Below are 22,325 nucleotides of genomic sequence, written 5' to 3'. Positions count from 1 at the left end.
CCCACCGGGTGCCCTGACGCGCGGGTCGTGCGAGGATGGGGCCTCTCATGAGCACGAGCGCCGCCCCCATCCTCGGCATCGACTTCGGGACCACCAACACCGCGGCGGCCTTTTTCGACAAGGCGAACAAGCTGCGCGTGGTGCCCATCGCGGAGAAGAGCCTCACGCTGCCCTCCATCGCGTGGTTCCACGCGGGCGACAAGGCCATCGTCGGCCCCGCGGCGCGGCGGCAGATCATCGACGACCCGCGCCACACCATCTTCGGCGCCAAGCGCTTCCTGGGCCGCCGCTTCCAGTCCGAATACGTGGCGCGCCACCGCAACCGCTTCGCCTTCGAATTGGTGGAGGGCCCGGATGGCTACACCGCCGTGGAGGTGTACGGCAAGGTGACGCCGCTCATCGACGTGGCGCACTTCATCCTCAAGCACCTCAACACGCTGGCCACGCACGCGGCCGGGGCCCGGTTCGAGGAGTGCGTGCTCACCGTGCCCGCGCACGCCACCATCCGCCAGCGCGAGGCCATCCGCCACGCCGCGGAGAAGGCGGGGCTGCGCGTGCGCGCCATCGTCAACGAGCCCACCGCCGCGGCGCTCTACTACGCCAACCTGCGCAACCCCGAGCAGACGGTGATGGTGTTCGACCTGGGCGGCGGCACCTTCGACGTCACGCTCATGTCCGTGCAGAACCGCGTGGTGAAGGTGCTGGCCACCGGCGGCGACGCGTTCCTGGGCGGCGCCAACTTCGACGAGGCCATCGTCGAAGCGCTGGTGGACGACTTCCAGAAGCAGCACGGCATCGACCTGCGCGGCAACAAGGTCGTGATGCAGCGCCTGGTGTTCGCCGCCGAGTCCGCGAAGATGGCGCTCTCCAGCGGCACGTCCGTCCCGCTGCGCATCCCCTGCATCACCCAGAAGGACGGCGCCTTCGTGGACTTCAACGTCACGCTCACCCGCGAGCGGATGGAGGCCATGGTGTTCCAGCTCATCGAGCGCACCGCCGCCGCGTGCGACGACGTGCTGGAGAAGGCGGGCATGAAGCCGGACGCCATCGACGAGCTGGTGATGGTGGGCGGCCAGACGCGCATGCCCGCCATCCGCAAGCGCCTGGCCCACTTCAAGAAGCTGTCGTCGGACAAGGAGGTGCACCCGGAGTTGGGCGTGGCCGTGGGCGCGGCCATCCTGGGGCGCAACCTGGCGCGCGGCATCAGCGGCCTGTCGGACGTGGTGCCCATGCCCATTGGCGCCATGGTGCCCGGCGGCGGCCAGCACGAGGTGCTCCCCGCCAACACGCCCGTGCCCGGCACGCGCAGCGTGGACCTGGAACTGCCGCCCTGGCCCGGCCCCGTGCCGGTGGCGCTCTTCGAAGCGCTGGACCGCACCACCGTGGAGCGCGAGCTCTTGGGCACCGTGCGCATTGAACCGGACTGGCGCGTGGCCCACCCGGGCCCCACCACGCTGGAGCTGCGCATGGGGCCGGACTTCGCCCTCACCGCCAGCCTCGTCGCGAAGGACGGACGCCGTCAGCCGCTCACCATCAGCGACCCGAACGCGCCCCAACGCGCCTAGAAGGCGTCAGGCCGCGGTCCGGACGCCACGGTGCCCTTGAGCTGCTCCAGGAGCCGGCGGCTTTCGTCCAGCGCCTCCTGGCAGTGGGCGACGAGCGGCTCCAGCCCCTCCATCACCCGGGCGTCCGCGCGCTGCTCGATGTCCCAGCACAGCGACTCCAGGGTGGCCGCCCCGAAGTAGGCCGCGTTGGACTTGAGCGTGTGCGCGGCCCTGGCCAGGTTCTCCAATTCGCCGCGCGCGAGCGCCCCCCGCGCGTCGTCCATCAGCCGGGGCATGCTCTCCAGCGCGGTGTCGACGAGCTCCGGGAGCATCCGCTCCACCTGTCCGTCCAATGACTGCCACAGCCGGTCCAGCGCGCCCGCCTCCAGCCCCCGGATGCGCGGGGCGCCCATGCGGGGAGCCTCCGGCGCGCGGATGGGGGCCGCGCCGGATTCGCGCGGCAGGCGCTCCCAGGAGCGGCGCAGCGCGGAGATGAGCTCCTCCACGCGGATGGGCTTGCTGAGGAAGTCATCCATGCCCGCGTCCAGGCATTCACGCCGGTCCGCCGTCATCGCGTTGGCCGTCATGGCGATGACCCACGGCTGATCACTGAGGGGAAGGTCCTTGCGCAGCTGGCGCGTCGTCTCCAGGCCGTCCAGCTCCGGCATCTGGACGTCCATCAGCACGACGTCGTAGCGCTTGCGGGCCAGGAGATTGAGACCCTCGCGGCCGTTGTTCGCGGTGTCCGCCGGGTAGCCCAGCCGGTCCAGCACCAGCAGCGCCAGCTTCTGGTTGGTGGGGTTGTCCTCCACCAGCAGGATGCGCAGCGGCATCTGTTCGCCGGGGCGCGAGTTGAACACGGAGCGCTCGCGCGTGGCGGGCGCGGGCGCGACGGGCAGGGGCCGCGCGGAGATGAGGTCCTGGGCCAGGCACGTCATCAGCGCGTCGTGCAGCTGCGACGCCTTCACCGGCCGCGGCAGCACCGCGGTGAACAGGCCGGGCGGCTGCGCGTCGCGCTGATCATACGACGTGAGCAACAGCAGGGGCAGCTCGCGCGCGTCGCGCTGCTGGCGGATGTGCGCCGCCAGCGTGGGGCCGTCCATCAGCGGCATGCGGTGGTCCAGGATGGCCAGGTCGAAGCGGGCCCCTGACTCCAGCTTCGACAGCGCCTCCGCGCCGGAGCCCACCTCCACGATGGCCATCCCCCACGCGGCCAGCTGGCGGCCCAGCAGCTTGCGGTTGATGGCGTTGTCATCCACCACCAGCACGCGCCGGCCGTGCAGCTTGAGCGCGTCCGGGCGCAGGGCGTCCGCGCTGCGCGGGGCCTCGCGCGCCTGGAACGTGAAGTGGAACGTGGCGCCCTTGCCTGGGACCCCCTCGCTCTCCATCCACAGCCGCCCGCCCATCGCCTCCACCAGCCGCTTGCTGATGGCGAGCCCCAGGCCCGTGCCGCCGTAGCGCCGTGACACGGATTCATCCAGCTGGTTGAAGGGCTGGAACAGGCCGCCGCGCGCGGCCTCGGTGATGCCCAGGCCGGTGTCCTGCACCGCGAAGTGCAGCTCGAAGAGGCCGCCCGGCGCCAGCGGCTGACGGGGCGTGTCCACGGAGATGGACACCCCGCCGCGCTCGGTGAACTTCACCGCGTTGCCCACCAGGTTGAGCAGCACCTGCCGCAGGCGCGCGCCGTCGCCCACCACGGTGACGGGCGTCTCGTCGGTGACGTGGTAGCCCAGGTCCAGGGACTTCTCGCTCGCGCGCATGGCGAGCAGGTCCAGCACGGACTCCACGCACTGGCGCAGGTTGAAGGGCTGCTGCTCCAGTTCGACCCGGCCGGCTTCGATCTTGGAGAAGTCCAGCATGTCGTTGAGCAGCCCCAACAGCGCGTCCCCGCTCTGGCGGATGGTGGACGCGAAGTCGCGCTGCTCGGGCGTGAGCGCCGTGTCCATGAGCAGCCCCGCCATGCCGATGATGGCGTTCATCGGCGTGCGGATTTCATGGCTCACGGTGGCCAGGAACAGGCTCTTGGCCTGGTTGGCGTCCTCGGCGGACTGGCGCGCCCGCTGGAGGTCGGTGACGTCGTGGTAGATGGCGATGAAGCCCATGGACTGGCCGGCCACCGTCACCGGCAGCGCGCGCAGCTCCACGTCCACCACCGTGCCGTCCTTGCGCACGCGCTTGGTGACGACGTGCACGCGGTCCTTGCGCAGCACCTCGCGCGACGTCTCCTCGGCCTCCGGACGGATGTCGTCCACGTTGGCCACGAGCTTGAGGATGTTGCGCCCCAGCGCCTCCTGCGGCGTGTAGCCGAAGAGCCGCTCCGCGGCGGGGTTCCAGGTCAGCACCTCGAAGTCGCGGCTGATGGTGACGATGGCCACCGGGCTGTGGCTCACCACCGCCTCGAAGAACTCCTTCTGCTGCCGGAGGATGGACTCGGCCGCCTGCGCCGCGTCCATGCCCCGGAGCATCAGCATCCAGCCGCCGTCCTGCGGCACCGCCAGCACCCGCACCGGGTGCACCGGGCCCACATGGCAATCCGTCTCATGGGGGGCGCCGTCCGGCGAAGAAACCTGGGGAGGCGTCCAGCCCGGCAGCACGCGATCCACGCCCTGCCCTACCACCAGGCCACGGGGCCCCAGCAGCGCCTCCGCGGCGCGGTTCACGGCCACGACCCGCAGGGTCGGGTCCAGGACGAGCACGCCATCTCGCGTGTGCTCGAACAAGGCCGGATACGCGCTGGGTGGCAGTTCGGGCAAACTTCCCCCTCCGTTCAAGAACTGTAGGTCAGTCGAGGCGCCAGTTCCATGTCATCCACGGAAAACCGTGGAGGTGGGCAGGCGCAGGCCTTTTTCCGGCGCTTCGGGAACGGCGATTCAGGGGGTTGGAGTGCCTGCCTGGCCGCGGAGGCGGTCGGGATGTTTCATTTTGTTTTCAGCCAGCGGTGGAAGGTCTCCTCGGGAGATGGCGACGACCATCGTGGCGATGCGCGAGCGCAGCCACCGGCCGGGGACCCAGGTGAGCCATGCCCCCCGAGGGGTCGCGGTGAGCATTCCTGACTCCGGGTCCAGCAAGGTGACACCGCGAGTCCGGACTTCATGCGCGGCGACGGTGGGACAATCAGACCGCGCCAGGTCCTGGTCGAGCGCGGCGTAGGCATCCTCGAAGGGCGGGTTCGCGAAGGGTTCCACCATCCGTGCCAGGAAGGCCCCTTCCGTCAGTGCGATGCACCGGAACGCCGCCGTGGCGCACTGGCGGGCCTGGCGGGCGACTTCCGGGGGCGCGGCGAGGGTGGAGAAGAGCCGCCCTGAAAGCAGGAGGGTGTTCATCCGGGCCGTCTGCCCGGCGGGCATGGGCGTCCAGTCCGCCGGGGGCGAAGCCATGGCGTCATGGGCCAGCCGCTCGATGTCGAGCAGGTTGACGGCGAGGGAGCCGCCCGCGAGCGAGTCCGTGCGCAGGCTCAGCCACGCCAGGTGGCGCACCTGCTGCGCGGCCTCCACCGGGTGGCCCGTCCGCATGCCGTGGAGCATGCGGAACTTCGCCCAGCGCTGGAGCAGGAAGAGGTCGGGGATTTCACCGGCGACCCAGTTGAAACGTCCCTCCTGGCTGAGGGGGCTGCCGTTGAACAGGTCCCACCGGTCATACGCCAGCAGCCGGACCATCCAGTCGAAGTCCAGGCGGGACACGTCGAGGTTCGCGGTGAGCCAACGGCCCTGCGTCAGGTCCAGGGCCTCGTCGCGCAGCGCTTCGGGAAGGACGAGCGGCGAGCCCTCGGGAGGCGCCTGCTTCAGGTCGCGCGACCAGGGCAGCCACGCGTTGAGCAGCAGGCCCGCGTCCCCTTCCGTCCGGCCTTCGTGGAACCAGGGGTCGGTGCCCAGCGCGGCCTCCTGCGCGCAGTAGGCCTCCACGTTCGCGGTGAGCGCCTCGGAGTGGAGACGCAGCGGACCTTCGATCTTCCGCTGGAACCACGCCTCCGCTCCGAGCAGGCAGGATCCTGCCAGCACGACGAGCCCCGCGACGGAGGCCGCGGCGATGCGCCTGCCCCTGCCCGGCACGGCCCTGTCGGAGGACGTCATGACGGCGAATCCTAGGGGGCTTTTTGGGGAGGACCCAGGAAGTGTCCACGGCCGCCGCGCCACTGTTTCAGGGCAGACGGCCAGCCAACCCCCTGTCCCATTGTCCGGAGTGGGAACCGCCTGCCCGGAATCAATGGAACCCTGGGCAGCGCGGCGTTCGGGCGACCTAGCTTTCCTTTGAACACACGGAAGAGAGAGCCGTGCCCGACGCGACGACCCCGCCCCTGATTCTCATCATCGATGACGAGCCGGAGCTGGAAGTGATGGCCCGGTACCTCGAGCTCGAAGGCTACTCCGTCCTGACGGCGACGAATGGAGAGGAGGGGCTCGTGGCCCTGGCCTCTTGCCGCAAGCCCTGCATCGTCCTGCTGGATTTGATGATGCCGGTGATGGACGGCCACGGCTTCCTTCGCCGGATGAACGACGATGCGACGCTGTGCGGGCTGCCCGTCTTCGTGCTCACCGCCAGCTTCCAGACGGACAAGATGGCCGGCGTCGTCGGGACACTCCACAAGCCCCTGCACCTGGAGCTGTTCAAGGAGGCGGTCGCGCCCTACTGCCCGCCTCCAGGAGAGGAGGAGAACTCCACCGCGGGATAGCAGGCCTGGATCAGGCCGCGACGCGGGCCACGCACTCCGGGCTGTCGTTGGCGGGCGAATTCACCCCGCGCGCCACTTCGTAGACGTCCAGCGGCGCTTCCGGCGCGGGGACGAGCAGCGGAAGGAGGACGGAAGCCTCCTGCGGCTCCGGGCGCAGCCACACGGCCTGGGCTTCCGGCGACAGGATGACGGGCATCCGGTCGTGGATGGGCGCCATCAGCGCGTTGGGGCCCGTGGTGATGATGGTGCAGGTGCGCAGCACCTCGCCGGTGTCCGGCGCCGTCCACTCCTCCCAGAGCCCCGCCAGCGCCAGCGGCTTCCCGTCGCGGTGGTGGAAGAAGTACGGCGTCTTGGGCTTCGTGGACTGCTTCCACTCATACCAGCCGTCCACCACCACCAGGCACCGCCTGCGCTTCAACGCCGAACGGAAGCTGGGCTTCTCCGCCACCGTCTCCCCGCGCGCGTTGATGAGCTTGTTGCCAATGGACGCGTCCTTCGCCCAGGACGGGATGAGCCCCCAGCGGAACACGTCCAGGAGCCGCGCGCCGTCGTTGGGCACCACGGGCAACAACTGCGTGGGACAGAGGTTGAAACGCTCGCGCTCCAGCGTCGCGCGCGCGCCCGCGAGCTCCAGCTCGGCGACGAGCTGCGCGGGAGAGGTCCGGACGGTGACTCGGCCACACATGGGCGGAAGCGTAGCGCCCGGCGGCCGGGCTCGCACGTTCCAGGCGCCCGGCTGGTGGGGGGCCGGACGTGGAGGGCTACGTGGGCAGCTGGATGCCGGACAGGCGCTGGTAGAGCTCCACCGCGCGGCTGTCCGACAGTCCGGTGATGTAGTCCGTCACGCACAGCAGCCGCTGGTACGGCGTGAGCCGCTGGATGGCCTCGTCCCGCCGGGGCGGCTTCTGCGCCGCTTCATCCGCCGCCGCGAACTCCGGGCGCTGGAAGCACTCCAGCGGCAGCAGCTGCCGCAGCTTCTTCTCCTCCGCGTTGGGGGCCTCCGCCACCACGGAGAGGGCGAACATGTCCAGCAGGCCGCCCAGCGTCTTGAAGCCCGCGCTCTCAATCTGGAGCACGCGCTCGCTCCAGTAGCCGTGCTCGCGCGTGAAGTCGGTGATCTCCTCCAGCCGGGCGCGCACGTCGGGCTTGAGCGCGGTGAGCGACGTCTCCGTGCGCCCCGCCTCCAGATCCAGCGCGTGCTCCACGAAGGCCTCCACGCACTGGGGGATGAGCTTCCCGATGGCCTTCGCCCGCGCCTGCGCCATCCGCGTCTCCAGGTGCCGGGGCGGCTTGCGGACCGAAGGCTCCGGCAGCACTGACTCCAGCAGCTCGCACGCGCGCTCCATGGGCACGAGCCCCAGCTTCGCGGAGTCCTCCAGGTCGATGACCGCGTAGCAGATGTCGTCCGCCGCCTCGACGAGGAAGGCCAGCGGGTGGCGGCTGAACACGCCGGGTTCGCGCTCCCGCAGGTCCGTGGCGCGGTAGGCCTCCAGCGCCAGGTCGACGTCGTCCTGGAAGTAACCGAACTTCTTCTCCGACACGACGCCCTTCGTCTTCGCCCGCGAGCCGGGCAGCACGGACGGGCGCGGGTACTTGCTCATCGCGCCCAGCGTCGCGGCGGTGTAGCGCAGCCCGCCCCGGCGCTCGCGCGACTGGAGCCGGTTGAGGATGCGGAAGCCCTGCGCGTTGCCCTCGAAGTCGCGCAGGTCGCGCCACTCGGCCTCCGTCGCGAACGGGCTCTTGCGCCCCTCCCCCGGTGGCGCGAGCCGCTGGCTCACCCAGTGCTGGATGGCCGCCTCGCCCGAATGGCCGAACGGCGGATTGCCAATGTCATGCGCCAGGCACGCCGCCGCCACGATGGTGCCCAGGTGCGAAGGGTCCAGCTCCACGCCCTGCGCCTTCAAACCCAGTCCGGCCTGGTGCCCCAGCGAACGGCCCACGCACGACGCCTCGATGCTGTGCGTGAGGCGCGTGCGCGTGTAGTCGCTCGTCGACAGGGGGAACACCTGCGTCTTGTCGTGCAGGCAGCGGAACTCGCTGGAGAACACGATGCGGTCGTAGTCGCGCGAGTAGTCATTGCGCTCGTCGAGCTGCCGGTGCGTGGCCTCCGCCCCGGCCTCTTCTTGGCGCGCGGCGCGCGGTCCCGAGCCGACGCGGGTGTCCGACAGCAGCCGCCGCCAGCGCTCCGTCCGTTCCAGACTGTCACTGCGGCTCACGCGGAAGACCTCACGGTGCGAGGGGGGCCCCGGCATCGTGCTCCCGCGCACCGGGGGCGCAAGTTCCCGCGCCATCCGGAAACACACGCGCGCCAGCCCCCGGGTCCCATCAGGGTTGGCGGGGCCCTCGGGGCTTCCCACCCTCCCCTCTCACGACACACAGGGAGCCAGCGCCATGGTGGGCCGCAAGGGGTGGAGGGGGAAGGTCGGGCTGGGTGGAATGGCCGCGCTGCTCGTGGCCGTCGCCCCGCGGGGGGCGAACGCGGACACGGGCGCGGAAACGGATCCGGAGGAACACCCCGGGGTCCAGCTGCTCGACAGCCATCACGGCCGGAACCACGGCCACCATCACGAGTCGAAGGCGGAGGCCGGCACGGGCGGCTCCGGCGAGGCGCCGTCCTGGCCCCGCGTGGGTGGCCACTGGGGGCTCGTGGTGCCGCTGGTGAGCTTCACCGACGAGGGCACCACCGGCATCTTCGCGGACTTCCTCAACGTGGGCATCGCGCCGGGCGTGACGGTGAAGCTCAACGAGAAGTGGTCCATCGACTTCGAGTTCATCGGCTTCACGCGCTGGACCTTCGAGAACGACGGCACGCCCGCGAGCGCCAGCACCAGCATCGTCGTGGACCCGGGCGTCGTGTATGACTTTGGCCCCTTCTCCGGCGGCCTGCGCACCGCCGTGGAGGTGGGCTCCGGCATCCCGTTCAACCTGGGCCTCGTCCCCATCATCAACAAGGGCTTCCCGATCAACGAAGGCCTGAAGTGGTTCGTGGAATTGGACCTGCCCTTCTTCGTCACCGGCGTGCCGGGCAACGGCGGCTTCAGCTTGACGCCGCTCATCCAGACAGGCGTGGCGTTCTGACCCGACCTCACGGGGACCGGGCCCCAACTCCCGGTCCCCGCGCGCCCTACTGGAACACCCTCCAGCGGGACTCCTTGGGAGGTCCCGCGGGCAGCACGACGGGCACCTCCCAGGTGATGTGGTACTCGGTGTCCAGGAGCCCCAGTTTGCGGCCCTGGACGCGTGGGTTCCGGGCCCCCACCATGGTGAGCACCTCGCGCAGCACCCCCTCGTGATACGCCGCCGGCATGAAGTCGCGCCGCATGACGAACAGCGCGTCCCCCTCTGCCTTCCAGTCGACGGTGCGCTCCCCGTAGCTCACCGCCATCTGGTAGCCGGACGGCAGGTTCGTCACGAGCTTGCGCGGGTCGCCCGCGGCCAGGAGCAGGAAGGTGCGGCCCACCGCGGACTCCAGGAAGCTGCGCGTGGCCTGCATGCCCATCTGCCGCAACGCCTCGTCGAACCCGCCCCACCGGGGCGACAGCAACCGCGCCGCCACCTGCGCCAGCTTGAGGAAGCTGGCCACCGGATAGTTGAAGAAGCCCACGAAGCGGCGCTCGTCGGTGACAGACCGGCACGTGGCCACCGCCTCCTCGCCCACGCCGGTGCGCACCGTCTCCAGCACCCCCAGGAAGAACATGCCCCGGGCGGTGTCCAGCTCCGTCGCCGCCATGCGCCGTACCGCCCAGTCCGCCTCCACCGAGCCCGCCTCCGGATACGGCTTCGCCTGTGCCTGCATGCCTACCTCCGTGTTCGCGTGGGCCCACGCCCCACTTGCGATTCGCCAACCTGCGATTGCTGTTTCAGGGATGCGCCGCGGCCCCGGCCGCCTGAATAGACGCGTCCGGGAAGAGGACTGTGAAGCGCGAGCCGTGGCCGAAGTCGCTCTCCGCCTGGATGCGCGCGCCGTGTCCCTGCACCAGGCTCTTCACGATGGCGAGCCCCAGCCCGGTGCCGCGCAGCTTGGTGGTGAACATGGGTTCGAAGATGCGCTCCAGGAGCGGCGCGGGGATGCCCGGCCCGTCGTCCGTCACGCGCAGGCTCCAGCCGCCGTCGCCCCTCGCGTCGGCGTGCACGCAGACCGTCCCGGAACGCTCCGGCGGGATGGCCTCCACCGCGTTCTGGATGAGGTTGACCAGCACCTGGCGGAACTGTTCGCGGTCCAGGTGCGGCACCGGCAGCCCATCCGGCACCTGGTTGTTCACGCGCACGCCCTCGCGGCGGGGAACCACGCTGATGGCTTCCTCCACCAGTGGCTTGAGCGGACACGGCGTGCGGCGCGGAGGCCGGCCCTTCGCGTAGTCCAGGAGGTCGGAGATGATGACCGAACACGCCTGCAGCTCCCGGTCGATGATGTCCAGGAAGCGCGGGATGCGCGGGTCGGTGGGATAGGCCTCCGCCTTGCGCAGGCGGCGCAGGACGAACGCATGCGCGGTGCGCGCGGCGGCCAGCGGGTTGCGCAGCTCGTGGCTGACGCTGGCGGTGAGCTGTCCCAGCGACGCCAGCCGCTCCATCCGCTCCGCATGGTCGCGGAAGGCGTGCACCTCGCGCACGGCGGCGTCGAGTTGTCCCGCCCGCAGCGCCAGCTCCTCTTCGATGGCGGCCTCCGTCAGGGCCTGGCGCCCGGCCCGCTCCCCCAGGTCGCGCAGCGCGTCCCGGCAGGCGACGAGCAGCACCGCGTCGATGACGGCCACCCAGAAGGCATGCTCCAGGAAGCGCCACCACTCCGGATGCAGCTGGCCGTAGACGGACTCCGGCCACAGCGCGCCCCGCATGCAGTGGTCCACGACGATGGCCAGGCTGGCGGTGAGCAGCACCTTCGGGTCGCGGTAGAATGACAACACCGCCAGCGAGCCGAAGATGTGGAAGTGCGTCTCGATGCGGCCGCCCGTCAGGTGGATGAGCAGCGCGGACCAGAGCATCTGGCTCACCGCGACCACGTGGCGCGTCAGCGCCTCCCCCGGATGCAGGCGCGTGAGCATCACCGGGAACACGCTCAGCGCCGCCCCCAGGAGCACCGCCGTCTGCACGTGCAGGTGCAGCGCGCGCACCTTGCCTTCCCAGCCATAGGGAGACACGAACACCGCCACCAGCACCGCGGCCGCCCACTGCCCCAGCATCAGCCAGGTGAAAAGGCCATCCACCCGCTTGCGCGATTCGCGCAACTGCAATGCCAGAAGCGCCGCCGCCCGTCCTTCCAGACCTTGAGAAACATTCACCGGAGCATGAAAGGAAAAGGCTGACATGAACGAAGTCATCTCTTCACCCGACCGGAATGGTGGCGGAAGCGATTAACCCTGTAAAATATGAACTACACGGAACTCCATGAGCCAACCATGCTGCCCGAGGGCACAAGGAGTGCCTGCGCTTGAACACTGCCGGCTCCCACCCACGCCGACGGTGTGAGACAGCGCCAGGGTGACGCCATCCCGTGCATTCGCAGCCAACATTGACATCCTGGTTATCCCCGCGTCCACGGAACCGGCCGCATCCGGGACCGGAGTACGAGGCGCGCGCTCACGTCTGGCCAATGGGCGCTGTCCCCAGGTCCCAAGGGGGCACAGGGGGCGGCCGCGTACACGCCCCGCGGGGCACTTTCAGGACGCGGCGGCGTGGGGGCGCGAAGGTGTTTCCAGCGTCGCGTCGGTGTCGCCCCGGGGCAGCTCGCGCGCGGCGGGGATGAAGGTCATGGCGCGCTCCGCGAGCGCGGTGATGGTGAGAGAGGGATTGACGCCCGGGTTGGCGGAAATGGCCGCGCCATCCACCACATACAGCCCCTCATAGCCATACAAGCGGTGGCGCGCGTCGATGGCGCCTGTCTTTGGAGAGTCTCCCATGCACGCGCCGCCCAGGATGTGCGCGGTGGTGGGGATGCCCATGAGCGTTTCGCTGACCATGGTCATGGGGTAGCCATCCAGCTTGTCGGACACGCGCTTCGCCAGGTCGAAGGCCTCCGGCATGTTCGCGGTGGGCGCGGGACCCTCTTGCAGGCCGGTGGTGAGGCCGGAGCGGAAGCCGGTGGTGAGCGCGCGGCCCCGGCGCATGCGCAGGTGGCCCTCCATGGTGCGCATGTACAGGAGGATCATCGTGCGGCGCGCGAAGTCCGGGACGAACCACGCCTGGAGGAAGCGCAGGGGCCTGCGAACGAGCAGCCCCACCAACCGGGCCACGCGCGTCCACGCGGTGGCGCCGGGGACGTGGGGGGCCATGAGCAGGCGGAAGAAGCCGGAGCCCTCCGGGTAGCGCACGGGCTCCAGGTGCGAGTGTTCGTCGGTGTGGAGGATGGACCCGATGGCGATGCCCCGGGACAGGTCGCGGTCCTTCTGCTTGCCGCCACTGACGATGCCGATGAGGGCCTCGGAGTTGGTGCGCACACCGTCGCCCACGCGCTCGGAGAGGTCCGGCAGTCCGTCCTTGGCGTCCTTGAGCTTGAGCAGCAGGTCCAGGGTGCCCAGCACGCCACCCGCGAAGATGACGTGCTTCGCGGTGAAGCGGCGCGTCTTCTTGAAGAAGCCGGTGCCCTGCTTCGCCGTCACCTCGTAGCCGTCGCCCCCCGGCAGGGGGCGCACCCACGTCACCTCCGTGTCCGCGTGGAGCGTGAGGCCGCGCTTCTCCGCGAAGTAGAGGTAGTTCTTGTCGAGCGTGTTCTTGGCGTTGTTGCGGCAGCCCAGCATGCAGCCGCCGCACGCGTTGCATCCGGTGCGGTCCGGGCCCTCGCCGTTGAAGTAGGGGTCCTTCACGGTGACGCCGGGCTCGCCGAAGTAGACGGCCACGGTGGTGGGCTGGAAGTCGGGGCGGCCCAGGTCCTGTCCCACTTCCTTGAGCACCTGGTCGGGGAAGGTGTTGAGCGGGTTGACGGTGGCGCCCAGCATGCGGCGCGCGGTCACGTAGTGCGGCGCGAGCTCCTCCTTCCACGGCGCCAGGTGGCCCCAGGAGGAGGCGTCGAAGAAGTCGTCCTTCGGGATGGGCAGCGTGTTCGCGTAGACGAGCGAGCCGCCGCCCACGCCGACGCCGGACAGCACGGTGACGTGGCGGAAGAAGGTCATCTTGAAGAGGCCGCGCCACCCCAGCCGCGGCATCCACAGCCAGCGCTTCAGGTTCCAGTTGGACTTGGGGAAGTCCTGGCCCTGGAGGCGCCGGCCCTTCTCCAGCATCACCACGCGATAGCCCTTCTCGACGAGCCGCAACGCGCTGACGCTGCCGCCAAACCCCGAGCCGATGATGAGCCAGTCGCAGTCCATGAAGTCCTCCCCGTCTCCGGGGGCGTGTGCGCTCCCGGGTTCAGGAGGTCCACACTCTATGCCACGAGCGCGGGCCGTCCTCGCGGGAGCTGTCGCACGCTTCCGGAACGGAGGGCCTGGAAGCGCGGGCTAGCGCTTCGAGGCCTGCTTCCTCGCCCGGCGTGCGGCGGGCGTGTTGGCGACGAACTGACGTCCCTCCCGGGAGCCTGCCCGCTTGCGGCGCTCGGTGGCCCTCTTCTGAGCGGGGCTCAGGTGGGCCCAGGCCTCCTTGGGAAGATAGCGCGCGGTGGTCCGGCCATGCCGGGCGCGGGTGCCGCCCTCCTGGGTGCCCCACTCCTCCTTCGTCCAGGCGGACAGGTGGCGCTGCGCGGTGCCGCGGGAACCCCGGTAGCAGCCACCGGCCTTCTTGTACTCCGTGGCGAGGAGCTGGGCCTTGCGCGCGCTCCACTGGCCCGCGCGGCCGCCCTTGTCGCTCTGGAGGATGCGCTGCTTGAGGCGCTCGCGCAGGGTGGGGTTCGTATACCGGCCGCTGCCACTGGCGGACGCGTGGCTCTTGCGGGCCGCGCGCTTCGCGGGTGTGGCGGCGGCGTGCCTGCGCCGGGGAGCAGCGGGGGTCTTCCGTCGGGTGGCCATGAAGGCTCCTTTGCGTGAGGCAAAGGTACGGATGCCTTTCGGGGAATGGCTTTCCTGCCCCGCTGCCTGCTCGCCTTTGGACCCGGGTGGGGGCTACGCGGGCGCGGCGCCGGGCTCAAGGGGACGGAACAGGGAGCACGCGCGCACGGGCTGGGGCGCGTACTTCTGGGGCAGGAGCGGACACATGATGAAGGTGGAGGTCCGCGTCTGGACGTAGCGCGGCGGCGCGGCGCAGCGGTGGCAGAGGCTGTCCGGGAATGGCAGCGGATCAGGGGGCGGCGTCATGGCGGTGGACAGCATCGCACGGGCCCGGAAGGAAAGGCGGGTGCGGGCCGCGCGCGCTCCCTAGATTGCGAGGCATGCACGTCGCTGACGCCCACGTCGAACCCTACCGGCTGCGCCTGTCCGGCCGGCATGCCGTCCTGGAGGTGTCGTGTCCGCTGCCCGGAGTGCTTCGGCTGCGGCACGCGCCGGTGTCGTCGGAGATCGGCTTCCTCCATCCCGAGCTGCCCGGCAAGCGTTCCTGGTCCGTCGTCGCGGAAGGAGGCCACGCATTGACGGTGGAGCGCGAGGGCAACCTCGTGCGCGTGACGGCGGAGGGCGTGTCCCTGGAGGTGGACGCGGAGTCGGGGACCTGGCGCTTCCGGGACGCGCAGGGGCGGGAGCTGGCGCGCTGCGTGGACGTGTCCGGAGAGGTGCAGGCCGCGTATCCGATGAGCCGTCACCGGGCGCGGCTGGCGCTGCGGGCACAGCCGGGGGAGCGCTACCTGGGGTTCGGCGAGAAGGTGGGGCCGCTGGACAAGCGCGGCATGCACTTCACGTTCTGGAACACGGACGTGGTGCCGCACCACCCGGACACGGATCCGCTCTACCAATCCATCCCGTTCTTCGTGGGCCTGCGCGAGGGCGTGGCGTGGGGGTTCTTCCTGGACGAGTCCTGGCGCTCGGAGGTGGACGTGGCGCTCGCGGACGCGTCGCGGGTGACGTGGGAGTCGTGGGGGCCGGAGCTGGACTGCTACCTGTTCGCGGGGCCGGGACCGGCGGACGTGGTGCGACGGTACGCGGCGTTGACGGGGCGGCCGCCCCTGCCCCCGCTGTGGAGCCTGGGCGCGCAGCAGAGCCGCTGGGGCTACGAGAACGCGGAGGACATCCGGGGCGTCATCCAGGGTTACCGGCAGCGGGGCCTGCCTCTGGACTGCGTGTATTTGGATATTGATTACATGGATGGGTACAAGGTCTGGACCTGGGACGGGGCGCGCTACCCGGATCCGGCGGGCCTGGTGCGCGAGGCGGCGGCGCAGGGTGTGCGGCTGGTGCCCATCATCGACCCGGCCTTGAAGCTGGAGGCGGGCTGGAGCGTGTACGAGGAGGCGAAGGCGCGCGACTACCTGGTGCGCTACGACCGGGGCGGCGTGCTGGTGGGCGAGGTGTGGCCCCGGCCCGCGGTGTTCCCGGACCTGACGCGGCCGGAGGTGCAGCGCTGGTGGGGAGGCCTGCACCGCGACTTCGTGGCGTTGGGCATGGCGGGGTTCTGGAATGACATGAACGAGCCGTCATGCTTCGCGGTGCAGCCGGACGTGGGCATCCTCACGCTGTCGAGCGAGCGTTCGGAGGGCGTGGGCAGGGTGGAGGGCAACACGCTGCCCTACGACGCGCGCCACGGAGACAAGCGGCACCTGGAGGTGCACAACGTCTACGCGCTGGGCATGGCGAAGGGCGCGTTCGAGTCCCTGCGCGAGCTGCGCCCGGAGGCCCGGCCGTTCCTGCTGACGCGGGCGGGGTTCGCGGGCATCCAGCGGTACTCGGCGGTGTGGACGGGGGACAACTCCAGCCACTGGACGCAATTGGAGACATCGCTGCCCATGTTGATGGGATTGGGCCTGGCGGCGGTGGCATTCACGGGGGTGGACATCCCGGGCTTCATTGGCCGGGCGAATGGGGAGCTGCTGGTGCGCTGGATGCAGACGGGCACGTTCTACCCGCTGATGCGCAACCACGCGGGCAAGGGCACGGCGCCGCAGGAGCCGTGGAGGTATGGGGAGCCGTACCTGACGCTGGCGCGCGCGGCGCTGGAGCGGCGGTACCGGCTCCTGCCCACGTTGTACACGCTGATGCACGAGGCGTCGGAGACGGGGCTCGCGCCGCTCAGGCCCCTGGTGATGGAGGCGCCTGGGGATTCGGAGGCGGTGGGTGCGTTCGATCAGTTCCTGTTCGGGAGGGACTTGCTGGTGGCGCCGGTGGTGCGGCCCGGACAGACGAAACGTCTGGCGTATCTGCCGGCGGGTTCGTGGATGGAGTGGCCCGGGCTGGAGCGAACGGGAGCCGTGAGCGAGGGTGGGCAGCACGTCATCGCGGAAGGGCCGCTGGACACGGTGCCGGTGTGGCTGCGCGCGGGAGGCGCGGTGGCGCTGACACAGCCCGCGATGCACACCACGGACGCGAACTGGCAGCACCTGGAGTGGCACGTGCACGCGGCGACGGAGGTGCACGGCCGGCTCTACGAGGACGCGGGCGACGGCTACGGCGAGTCACGGCTCACGGTGCTGCGTGGCGGGGTGACAGATGGAGTGCTGCGATTGGAGCGGAGCGAGACGGGAACGCTCTCTCGGGTCCGGACAGAGGAGACGATCCGCGTGTATGGATTGAAAGCGGTGCGACAGGTGACGGGAGTCCGTGCACACCGTTTCGAGAACGGCGTGCTGGAGCTCCAGGTCGCCGCGGATTGGACGCGGCTGGACGTGAGGCCGTAGGTCAGAGGACGGGGATTTCCTTGAACACGACGCCTTCGAACTCGAAGCGGTTCACGGCGTCCACGAAGCGCTCCGTGGCGATAATGATGGTCGTGTAGTCCGTCAGCCGGAACAGGTTCTGGTCCTTGGGCAAGGTACGGCTGTCCAGGATGGGCGCGTCCGGAAAGCTGCCTCCCTGACGTCCACACCGTTCGCAGGGGCGTTCCCGTCCGCCAGGGAAACAACTGTCGTGGACGCGGCCCCGGGGATGCACCTCGATCTCCAGCAACTCCACTTCCGTCCGGCCCAGGAACCGCAAGTCCATCTTGCTGGCACGAAGCGCGATGCCCGCTCCACGCATGCACTCCAGCGCGTCACGCTGCATCACCAGGGTCCAGGGTTCTGGAAGATGCATCGCTCCCCACTTGCCGGAAGCCTTCCCGGTGAGGGGCCCGAACTCGGCACCTGGGAATAAGGGGGCGTCAAAGGGAACCTGGGACCGGACCTGATCACGCAATCGCTCATACTCTTCGAGCGGTACTTGTCTGGCCTCCACAAGTTCCTGCCGATGCGCCCAGCCTGAGAGATCCACGGAGGGATACGCCTCTCCCAACCCGCCCGGACTGGCATGACAGACGGGACAGAGGCCCCCCGGCAGACCCCATCTGTGCACGCCGTTGATGTAGCCAGTGAAACGCGGGCCTTCCGCAGGATTCACTTCAAAGAACCTCACGGATCCTCCCGACGCCTAGCGAAGTTGGTAGTACGGAACAATGGGACCCATGATGTTGAAGTCAACGATCATCCGAGCCAGCTGGTCCTGGATTTCCTTTGGGGTGGCCCTGGTGTTGTTGCGAGCGAAGTCGCGCCACGCCTGATTCCAGCGGCCGCCCCGTCCTCCCACGCCATGCAGCCGCACGTGCTCCGCGCGGGGGATGATCATCGTGAAGTCATGCACGTTGATACCTCCTTGCCGCCTGAAGAAGATCGCGAGGTTCGGATCCTGCGGGTAGAGGTGATGACGAACCCATCCAGAGCCTGAAGGCTTCCTACCATCGGGTGGCGGAGCTGGCGCGGGATGGTTGTACCAGCGGATGACGAAGATGGCGTCGCGGTCACCCGGCAGGGACTGGGCACTGCCCCAGTTGCGCCGGGGACCTGAACCGGGCGCCGCCGACGACACGGGAGGCCGGATGCCTCCCCGGGCCAGCAACACACCGGTGTCCTCGCAGCGATAGAGCCCGCAGAGGTCATCCGCGCAGACCAGCGCCACGCACCGGTCGTCACCCTTGCAGGCGTCGTCCTCCGCCGCGCCCCAGTCCTCCAGCGCGGGCAAGGGGGCGGATGCGCACCCACCGAGGAGTGCCGATAACAGCAGGAAGGCGCGCGCTCGCATCGCACGCCTTCATATCAACGCCCCGTCAGAACACGCCCGGAGGAAACGGCATCACCCGCGCGTAGCCACCGGGCTCCATCGGGCCCAGGTGCTCAAGCACCCCGGCGTAGCGGGGATTATCTGGCTTGAGGATGAACAGCGCCTCTCCCGCGATGGCCCCGGGACCGCGCGCGGACATCCGGAGCTCCAGCGTGCCGTCCGGCTTCATGTGCGCCGACCCCACCGGTTCGACCTCCGGAACCTCCGGCGGGGGCGGCATTCCGGGCGGACGCGGCGGCGGCCCCAGGGGTCTGCTCATCTCAGGCCGACATTTCCCAGGCCACCATCGTCGCGACCCTCATCGTCGGGTCCGTCATCATCGTCTTGATCTCCTCCAACTGCTCCGTCTGGAAGGTCACCACGAAGGCCTTCGTGTCCTTGATGCCATTTTCGACGGTGAAGCTCCGGGTGCTGCCCACGATGGTCACAAACCGGGCCAGCTTGTTGTCCAACACCGTGTACTTCACGTTCTCGGCCAACCGCTCGTTGCCCATTTCGATCTGAACGAAGTGCATTCACTCATCGTACGAATCGCCCTCACAAAGACAAGCAAGACATCTTGATTTCATCCAACACACCGCGCCAACGCCTTGCGACACATGACCTCTTTTGCATCGCGCCAACCAGGTTCTTGGATTCTCATTCTTGAATCCCAGCCATCCAGGAACCCTTCGCTCACCACAAGGGCGCCATGTTCTCCACGTACTTGAAGCCCGTACCGGTGTTGAACACGACCACCGTCTCCTCCGGCTTCACGTCCCCGGCGGCGTGCAGCTTCTTGAGCGCCGCCACGCACGCGCCGCCCTCCGGCGCCACGAACAGGCCCTCCGCCGCGGCGATGTCCTTCGTGCCCTGGACGATCTCCTCCTCCGTCACCGACACCGCCGTGCCGTGGCTGTCCTTCACCGCGCGCAGGATGAGGAAGTCCCCCAGCGCCTTGGGCACCCGCAGACCGTGCGCGTGCGTCGTCGCGCCCTGCCACATGGGCGCGTCCGGCTTGCCCTCCGCGTGCGCCTTCACGATGGGCGCGCAGCCCTCCGCCTGCACCGCCACCATGCGCGGCCGCTTCGCGCCGATGAGCCCCATCGCCTCCATCTCCTCGAAGGCCTTCCACATCCCGATGAGCCCCGTGCCCCCGCCCGTCGGGTAGAGGATGACGTCCGGCAGCGTCCACCCGAGCTGCTCCGCCAGCTCGTAGCCCATCGTCTTCTTGCCCTCGACGCGGTAGGGCTCCTTCAGCGTGGCGCACTCGTACCAGCCGTGCTCCTTCGCCAGCCCCGCGCACACCCGGCCCGCGTCGGAGATGAGCCCCTCCACCGTCTCCACGTGCGCGCCGTACGCCCGCGTCTCCATCAGGAACAGCGCCGCGATGTCCTTCGGCACGAAGACGTGCGCCTCCAGCCCGCCCCGCGCCGCGTACGCCGCCAGCGCGCTGCCCGCGTTCCCCGCGGAAGGCAGACACACCGCCTTCGCGCCCAAGGCCTTCGCCATGGACACCGCGGCGGCCAGGCCTCGCGCCTTGAAGGAGCCCGTGGGGTTGCCGCTCTCGTCCTTCACCAGGACCTGCTTCAATCCCAGCCACGAGCCCAGCCGGGGCGCGGGGAGCAGCGGCGTGAAGCCTTCACCCAACGTCAGGCGGTGCGCCGGGTCGTCCACCGGCAGCACCTCGTGGTAGCGCCACATGGAACGCTCACGGCCGGGCAGCGCTTCCTTGCGCAACGTGTGCGCCGCGCGCTCCAGGTCGTAGCACGCGAACAACGGCGCCTGACACGCCGTGCACAGGTTCCACACCCTGCCCGGCGCGAACGTCTGGTCACACTTCGTGCATTCAAGTCGGAGGACGGACATGCCTCCGACTCTACTCAGTCCTTCAACTCCAGCCACACCGGCGCGTGGTCCGACGGCTGCTGCCCCTTGCGCTCCTCGCGGTCCACGTCACACGCCGTGAGCCGGGGCACCAGCGGCGCCGTGAGGAACAGGTGGTCGATGCGCACGCCCTTGTTCTTGGGGAACATCAGCATCCGGTAGTCCCACCAGGAGAACTTCTGCACGTCCGGGTGCAGCTTGCGGAACGCGTCCGTCAGGCCAAAGGCGCACACCTGCTGGAGCGCGTCCCGCTCGCGCAGGGTGAACAGCGTCTGCCCTTCCCACTGCGCCACGTCGTACACGTCGATGGGATCCGGCGCGATGTTCCAGTCCCCGCCCATCACCACCAGGTCGTCCGGCTTGTGGCGCGTGTCCAGGTAGTTCCTCAGGCGCCGGTACCACTCCAGCTTGTAGACGTACGCGGGCGAGTCCACCTGTTGCCCGTTGGGTGCGTATGCGCTCACCACGCGGATGCCATTCACCGTCGCGGAGATGAAGCGCGCGTGCGTGTCATCCACCCCGTCCGACAGGCCGCGCACCACGTCCGTGGGCTCCGTCTTCGCCAGGATGGCCACGCCGTTGTACGTCTTCTGCCCGTGCACCGCGGCGAAGTAGCCCGCCTCCTTCACCGCGTCGAAGGGGAAGTCCGCGTCGGTGCACTTGAGCTCCTGCAGGCACAGCACGTCGGGTTGGGCGCTCTTCAGCCAGTTGACCAACCGCTGCTGCCGGGCCCTCACCGAGTTCACGTTCCAGGTCGCGATTCGCATGCGGCGCGGACCGTCGCACGCGGCCCACGCCCCTGCCACGCTTTTCCCCTCCCGCCTGTGGCCCCAGGGACACACCCCGGGCCCCTCCCCAGGGGAAGTCCCTTGGCACACCGGTCGCAATAGGAGGTCCCGGGCCGCCACCACCGCGGTCCCGGGCCGCCGCTCCCGGCGCCCGCCGCTGTCCTTGAGAGCAGCCCCGAGGGGATTGCCATGAACCCGAAGACGCGCACCCGGTCCCGCCACCCCGCCTCCTTCCGGCGCTTCACCGTGCCGCCCGCGCTTCGCAAGGCCCTCGTCCCCGCGGCGCTCGCCGCCCTCGGGCTCGCCGCCTGGGAGGACGTCCCCCTGCCCCGCCTGCTCAAGCCCTGGCTCACCCACGCCGTGGAGGCCCGCGCCGCCCCGGCCCCTGTCGCCGCCGCTCCCACCCTCCCGCTGGAGGCCCCGGGCCACGAGCTCTCGCTGATGGCCGCCCCGCGCCTCATGGACGAGGCCGCTCCGGCGGAGGCCCCTGTCCCCGGTGACGCCCTGGCGCTGCCGCACACGCACGCCCGCCGGGTGGACCATGTGGCCCGCGCGCTGGGGCTGCGCGACCTGGGTGACCTGTCCGGTGCCGTGACGGAGCTGCGGCGCGCGCTGCACGACGACCCGGGTGCCACGGACGCCCTGGCGCAGCTTGCTCGCACGGCCCGGCTGGCCGGAGACACGAAGCTCGCCATCGACGCGTACGCCCGGCTGGGCCAGGCGGAGTCCCGTGAGGCCGGGGCGCTGGTGCAGCAGGCGCGGCTCCTGGTGGCGGAGGGCCGCTTCGCGGAGGCCGTCCCCGTGGGGGAAGAGGCGCTCCTGCGCGACCCGGAGGACCCGGAGGTGTACCAGGTGCTCGGCCGCGCGCACCTGGGCGCCAATGAGCTGGCCTCCGCCATCCTGCGCTTCCAGCAGGCGGTGCACCTGGACCCCGAGCACGGCCACGCGCTCAACAACCTGGGCTTCGCCTACCTGCGCGCCAACGACAACGCCCGCGCCGTGGAGGTCCTCACCCAGGCCGCGGGCCTGCTGCCCCACGTGGCCTACGTGCAGAACAACCTGGGCGTCGCCTGCGAGCGCCTGGGCCGGCTGGAGGAGGCCCGCGCCGCCTACGCCGCCGCCACCCGGCTGTCGCCCCGCTACGTGCAGGCCCGCGTCAACGCGGAGCGGGTGGGCCGCGTGGCCCGGGCCGACCTGGCGGGTCCTGCCCTGCCAGAGCCGCTCCCGCCCGTCGCGCCGTAGGGCGGGCGGCCAGGAACCACCGCCGTTCCCGGGGGGATGGCCCGGGCGGGTTCACCCCGCCCGCCCCCCGGTCTAACCTTCAGTCCTTCTCCCCGCCTTGACGAGCGTCATGACTCCGGCC

20 protein-coding genes are annotated in these 22,325 nt (G+C 70.1%); 5 read left to right on the top strand and 15 right to left on the bottom strand.

Translation table 11 applies throughout. From position 1 onward, the window contains the following. The first annotated feature begins 47 nt into the window (after positions 1-47). A complete protein-coding gene (locus D7X32_RS09980; RefSeq protein WP_120602289.1) occupies positions 48-1,565 on the top strand; it encodes an Hsp70 family protein in 1,518 nt (505 codons plus the stop codon). Here D7X32_RS09980 and D7X32_RS09975 read toward each other — a convergent pair. Continuing rightward, positions 1,562-4,297: a PAS domain-containing hybrid sensor histidine kinase/response regulator gene (locus D7X32_RS09975; protein WP_120602288.1), complete on the bottom strand. Its 2,736-nt coding sequence runs from the start codon at positions 4,295-4,297 to the stop codon at positions 1,562-1,564. The genes D7X32_RS09980 and D7X32_RS09975 overlap by 4 nt on opposite strands. 117 nt (positions 4,298-4,414) lie before the next feature. After that, positions 4,415-5,614 carry a hypothetical protein gene (locus D7X32_RS09970; protein ID WP_120602287.1) on the bottom strand — a complete coding sequence of 400 codons (1,200 nt, stop codon included), beginning with the start codon at positions 5,612-5,614 and terminating at the stop codon, positions 4,415-4,417. 200 nt (positions 5,615-5,814) lie between these two features. On the opposite strand from D7X32_RS09970, the gene D7X32_RS09965 reads away from it, so the two are divergent. Next, complete coding sequence (locus tag D7X32_RS09965) at positions 5,815-6,213, top strand: response regulator (protein WP_120602286.1); 399 nt, start codon at positions 5,815-5,817, stop codon at positions 6,211-6,213. 10 nt (positions 6,214-6,223) lie between these two features. On the opposite strand, the gene D7X32_RS09960 is transcribed toward D7X32_RS09965, so the two are convergent. Then, a complete protein-coding gene (locus D7X32_RS09960; RefSeq protein WP_120602285.1) occupies positions 6,224-6,898 on the bottom strand; it encodes an SOS response-associated peptidase in 675 nt (224 codons plus the stop codon). 76 nt (positions 6,899-6,974) lie between these two features. Beyond that, positions 6,975-8,429 carry a dGTP triphosphohydrolase gene (gene dgt / locus D7X32_RS09955; protein WP_120602309.1) on the bottom strand — a complete coding sequence of 485 codons (1,455 nt, stop codon included), beginning with the start codon at positions 8,427-8,429 and terminating at the stop codon, positions 6,975-6,977. Between the two features lie 220 nt (positions 8,430-8,649). On the opposite strand from dgt, the gene D7X32_RS09950 reads away from it, so the two are divergent. Further along, complete coding sequence (locus D7X32_RS09950; RefSeq protein WP_147450096.1) at positions 8,650-9,291, top strand: hypothetical protein; 642 nt, start codon at positions 8,650-8,652, stop codon at positions 9,289-9,291. Positions 9,292-9,337: 46 nt separating this feature from the next. On the opposite strand, the gene D7X32_RS09945 is transcribed toward D7X32_RS09950, so the two are convergent. From D7X32_RS09945 to D7X32_RS09925, 5 genes are all read right to left on the bottom strand, one after another. After that, positions 9,338-10,009 (bottom strand): DUF2378 family protein, encoded by a 672-nt coding sequence (locus D7X32_RS09945; RefSeq protein ID WP_120602283.1) that lies wholly within the window; start codon positions 10,007-10,009, stop codon positions 9,338-9,340. Between the two features lie 64 nt (positions 10,010-10,073). Further along, positions 10,074-11,516: a sensor histidine kinase gene (locus D7X32_RS09940; protein ID WP_120602308.1), complete on the bottom strand. Its 1,443-nt coding sequence runs from the start codon at positions 11,514-11,516 to the stop codon at positions 10,074-10,076. Positions 11,517-11,867: 351 nt separating this feature from the next. Continuing rightward, entirely contained in the window at positions 11,868-13,511 is a 1,644-nt protein-coding gene (locus tag D7X32_RS09935) for a GMC oxidoreductase (RefSeq protein ID WP_120602282.1), read from the bottom strand. 129 nt (positions 13,512-13,640) lie between these two features. Further along, positions 13,641-14,144 carry a hypothetical protein gene (locus D7X32_RS09930; protein ID WP_120602281.1) on the bottom strand — a complete coding sequence of 168 codons (504 nt, stop codon included), beginning with the start codon at positions 14,142-14,144 and terminating at the stop codon, positions 13,641-13,643. Between the two features lie 93 nt (positions 14,145-14,237). Continuing rightward, positions 14,238-14,429 carry a hypothetical protein gene (locus D7X32_RS09925; protein WP_120602307.1) on the bottom strand — a complete coding sequence of 64 codons (192 nt, stop codon included), beginning with the start codon at positions 14,427-14,429 and terminating at the stop codon, positions 14,238-14,240. Positions 14,430-14,503: 74 nt separating this feature from the next. Between D7X32_RS09925 and D7X32_RS09920 the strand changes: the two genes are divergently transcribed. Beyond that, complete coding sequence (locus tag D7X32_RS09920; RefSeq protein ID WP_120602306.1) at positions 14,504-16,894, top strand: glycoside hydrolase family 31 protein; 2,391 nt, start codon at positions 14,504-14,506, stop codon at positions 16,892-16,894. 1 nt (position 16,895) lies between these two features. Here the strand turns inward: D7X32_RS09920 and sitI6 are convergent, their stop codons facing one another. The 6 genes from sitI6 to xth form a co-directional block, all read right to left on the bottom strand. Continuing rightward, the gene (sitI6, locus tag D7X32_RS09915; protein WP_279635572.1) at positions 16,896-17,591 is read right to left on the bottom strand and encodes a SitI6 family double-CXXCG motif immunity protein; all 696 of its coding nucleotides are present in this window, start codon (positions 17,589-17,591) and stop codon (positions 16,896-16,898) included. A 30-nt stretch (positions 17,592-17,621) separates the two neighbouring features. After that, positions 17,622-18,269 (bottom strand): SitA6 family polymorphic toxin lipoprotein, encoded by a 648-nt coding sequence (sitA6, locus tag D7X32_RS09910; RefSeq protein WP_120602279.1) that lies wholly within the window; start codon positions 18,267-18,269, stop codon positions 17,622-17,624. A 25-nt stretch (positions 18,270-18,294) separates the two neighbouring features. Further along, complete coding sequence (locus D7X32_RS09905) at positions 18,295-18,567, bottom strand: hypothetical protein (protein WP_147450095.1); 273 nt, start codon at positions 18,565-18,567, stop codon at positions 18,295-18,297. Between the two features lies 1 nt (position 18,568). Then, positions 18,569-18,823: a hypothetical protein gene (locus D7X32_RS09900; RefSeq protein WP_120602277.1), complete on the bottom strand. Its 255-nt coding sequence runs from the start codon at positions 18,821-18,823 to the stop codon at positions 18,569-18,571. Positions 18,824-18,983: 160 nt separating this feature from the next. Then, positions 18,984-20,156 carry a threonine synthase gene (locus D7X32_RS09895; RefSeq protein WP_120602276.1) on the bottom strand — a complete coding sequence of 391 codons (1,173 nt, stop codon included), beginning with the start codon at positions 20,154-20,156 and terminating at the stop codon, positions 18,984-18,986. Positions 20,157-20,170: 14 nt separating this feature from the next. Beyond that, positions 20,171-20,941, bottom strand: a complete 771-nt coding sequence (xth, locus tag D7X32_RS09890; protein ID WP_120602275.1) for an exodeoxyribonuclease III — start codon at positions 20,939-20,941, stop codon at positions 20,171-20,173. Between the two features lie 210 nt (positions 20,942-21,151). Between xth and D7X32_RS09885 the strand changes: the two genes are divergently transcribed. Next, the gene (locus D7X32_RS09885) at positions 21,152-22,204 is read left to right on the top strand and encodes a tetratricopeptide repeat protein (protein ID WP_120602274.1); all 1,053 of its coding nucleotides are present in this window, start codon (positions 21,152-21,154) and stop codon (positions 22,202-22,204) included. Positions 22,205-22,325 lie beyond the last annotated feature (121 nt).

Origin of the sequence: Corallococcus carmarthensis, assembly GCF_003611695.1 — a bacterium.
Lineage (GTDB): Bacteria > Myxococcota > Myxococcia > Myxococcales > Myxococcaceae > Corallococcus > Corallococcus carmarthensis.
This window is presented reverse-complemented; position numbering and strand designations above follow the sequence as displayed.

Bases quoted from the DNA above. Each gene is read 5' to 3' on its own strand.
- D7X32_RS09945 (WP_120602283.1), bottom strand. From the start codon at position 10,009: ATGCAGGCACAGGCGAAGCCGTATCCGGAGGCGGGCTCGGTGGAGGCG.
- D7X32_RS09920 (WP_120602306.1), top strand. From the start codon at position 14,504: ATGCACGTCGCTGACGCCCACGTCGAACCCTACCGGCTGCGCCTGTCC.
- D7X32_RS09970 (WP_120602287.1), bottom strand. From the start codon at position 5,614: ATGACGTCCTCCGACAGGGCCGTGCCGGGCAGGGGCAGGCGCATCGCC.
- D7X32_RS09935 (WP_120602282.1), bottom strand. From the start codon at position 13,511: ATGGACTGCGACTGGCTCATCATCGGCTCGGGGTTTGGCGGCAGCGTC.
- xth (WP_120602275.1), bottom strand. From the start codon at position 20,941: ATGCGAATCGCGACCTGGAACGTGAACTCGGTGAGGGCCCGGCAGCAG.
- D7X32_RS09895 (WP_120602276.1), bottom strand. From the start codon at position 20,156: ATGTCCGTCCTCCGACTTGAATGCACGAAGTGTGACCAGACGTTCGCG.
- sitA6 (WP_120602279.1), bottom strand. From the start codon at position 18,269: ATGCGAGCGCGCGCCTTCCTGCTGTTATCGGCACTCCTCGGTGGGTGC.
- D7X32_RS09900 (WP_120602277.1), bottom strand. From the start codon at position 18,823: ATGCACTTCGTTCAGATCGAAATGGGCAACGAGCGGTTGGCCGAGAAC.
- D7X32_RS09905 (WP_147450095.1), bottom strand. From the start codon at position 18,567: ATGAGCAGACCCCTGGGGCCGCCGCCGCGTCCGCCCGGAATGCCGCCC.
- D7X32_RS09885 (WP_120602274.1), top strand. From the start codon at position 21,152: ATGAACCCGAAGACGCGCACCCGGTCCCGCCACCCCGCCTCCTTCCGG.
- D7X32_RS09925 (WP_120602307.1), bottom strand. From the start codon at position 14,429: ATGACGCCGCCCCCTGATCCGCTGCCATTCCCGGACAGCCTCTGCCAC.
- D7X32_RS09980 (WP_120602289.1), top strand. From the start codon at position 48: ATGAGCACGAGCGCCGCCCCCATCCTCGGCATCGACTTCGGGACCACC.
- D7X32_RS09960 (WP_120602285.1), bottom strand. From the start codon at position 6,898: ATGTGTGGCCGAGTCACCGTCCGGACCTCTCCCGCGCAGCTCGTCGCC.
- D7X32_RS09950 (WP_147450096.1), top strand. From the start codon at position 8,650: ATGGCCGCGCTGCTCGTGGCCGTCGCCCCGCGGGGGGCGAACGCGGAC.
- D7X32_RS09940 (WP_120602308.1), bottom strand. From the start codon at position 11,516: ATGTCAGCCTTTTCCTTTCATGCTCCGGTGAATGTTTCTCAAGGTCTG.
- D7X32_RS09930 (WP_120602281.1), bottom strand. From the start codon at position 14,144: ATGGCCACCCGACGGAAGACCCCCGCTGCTCCCCGGCGCAGGCACGCC.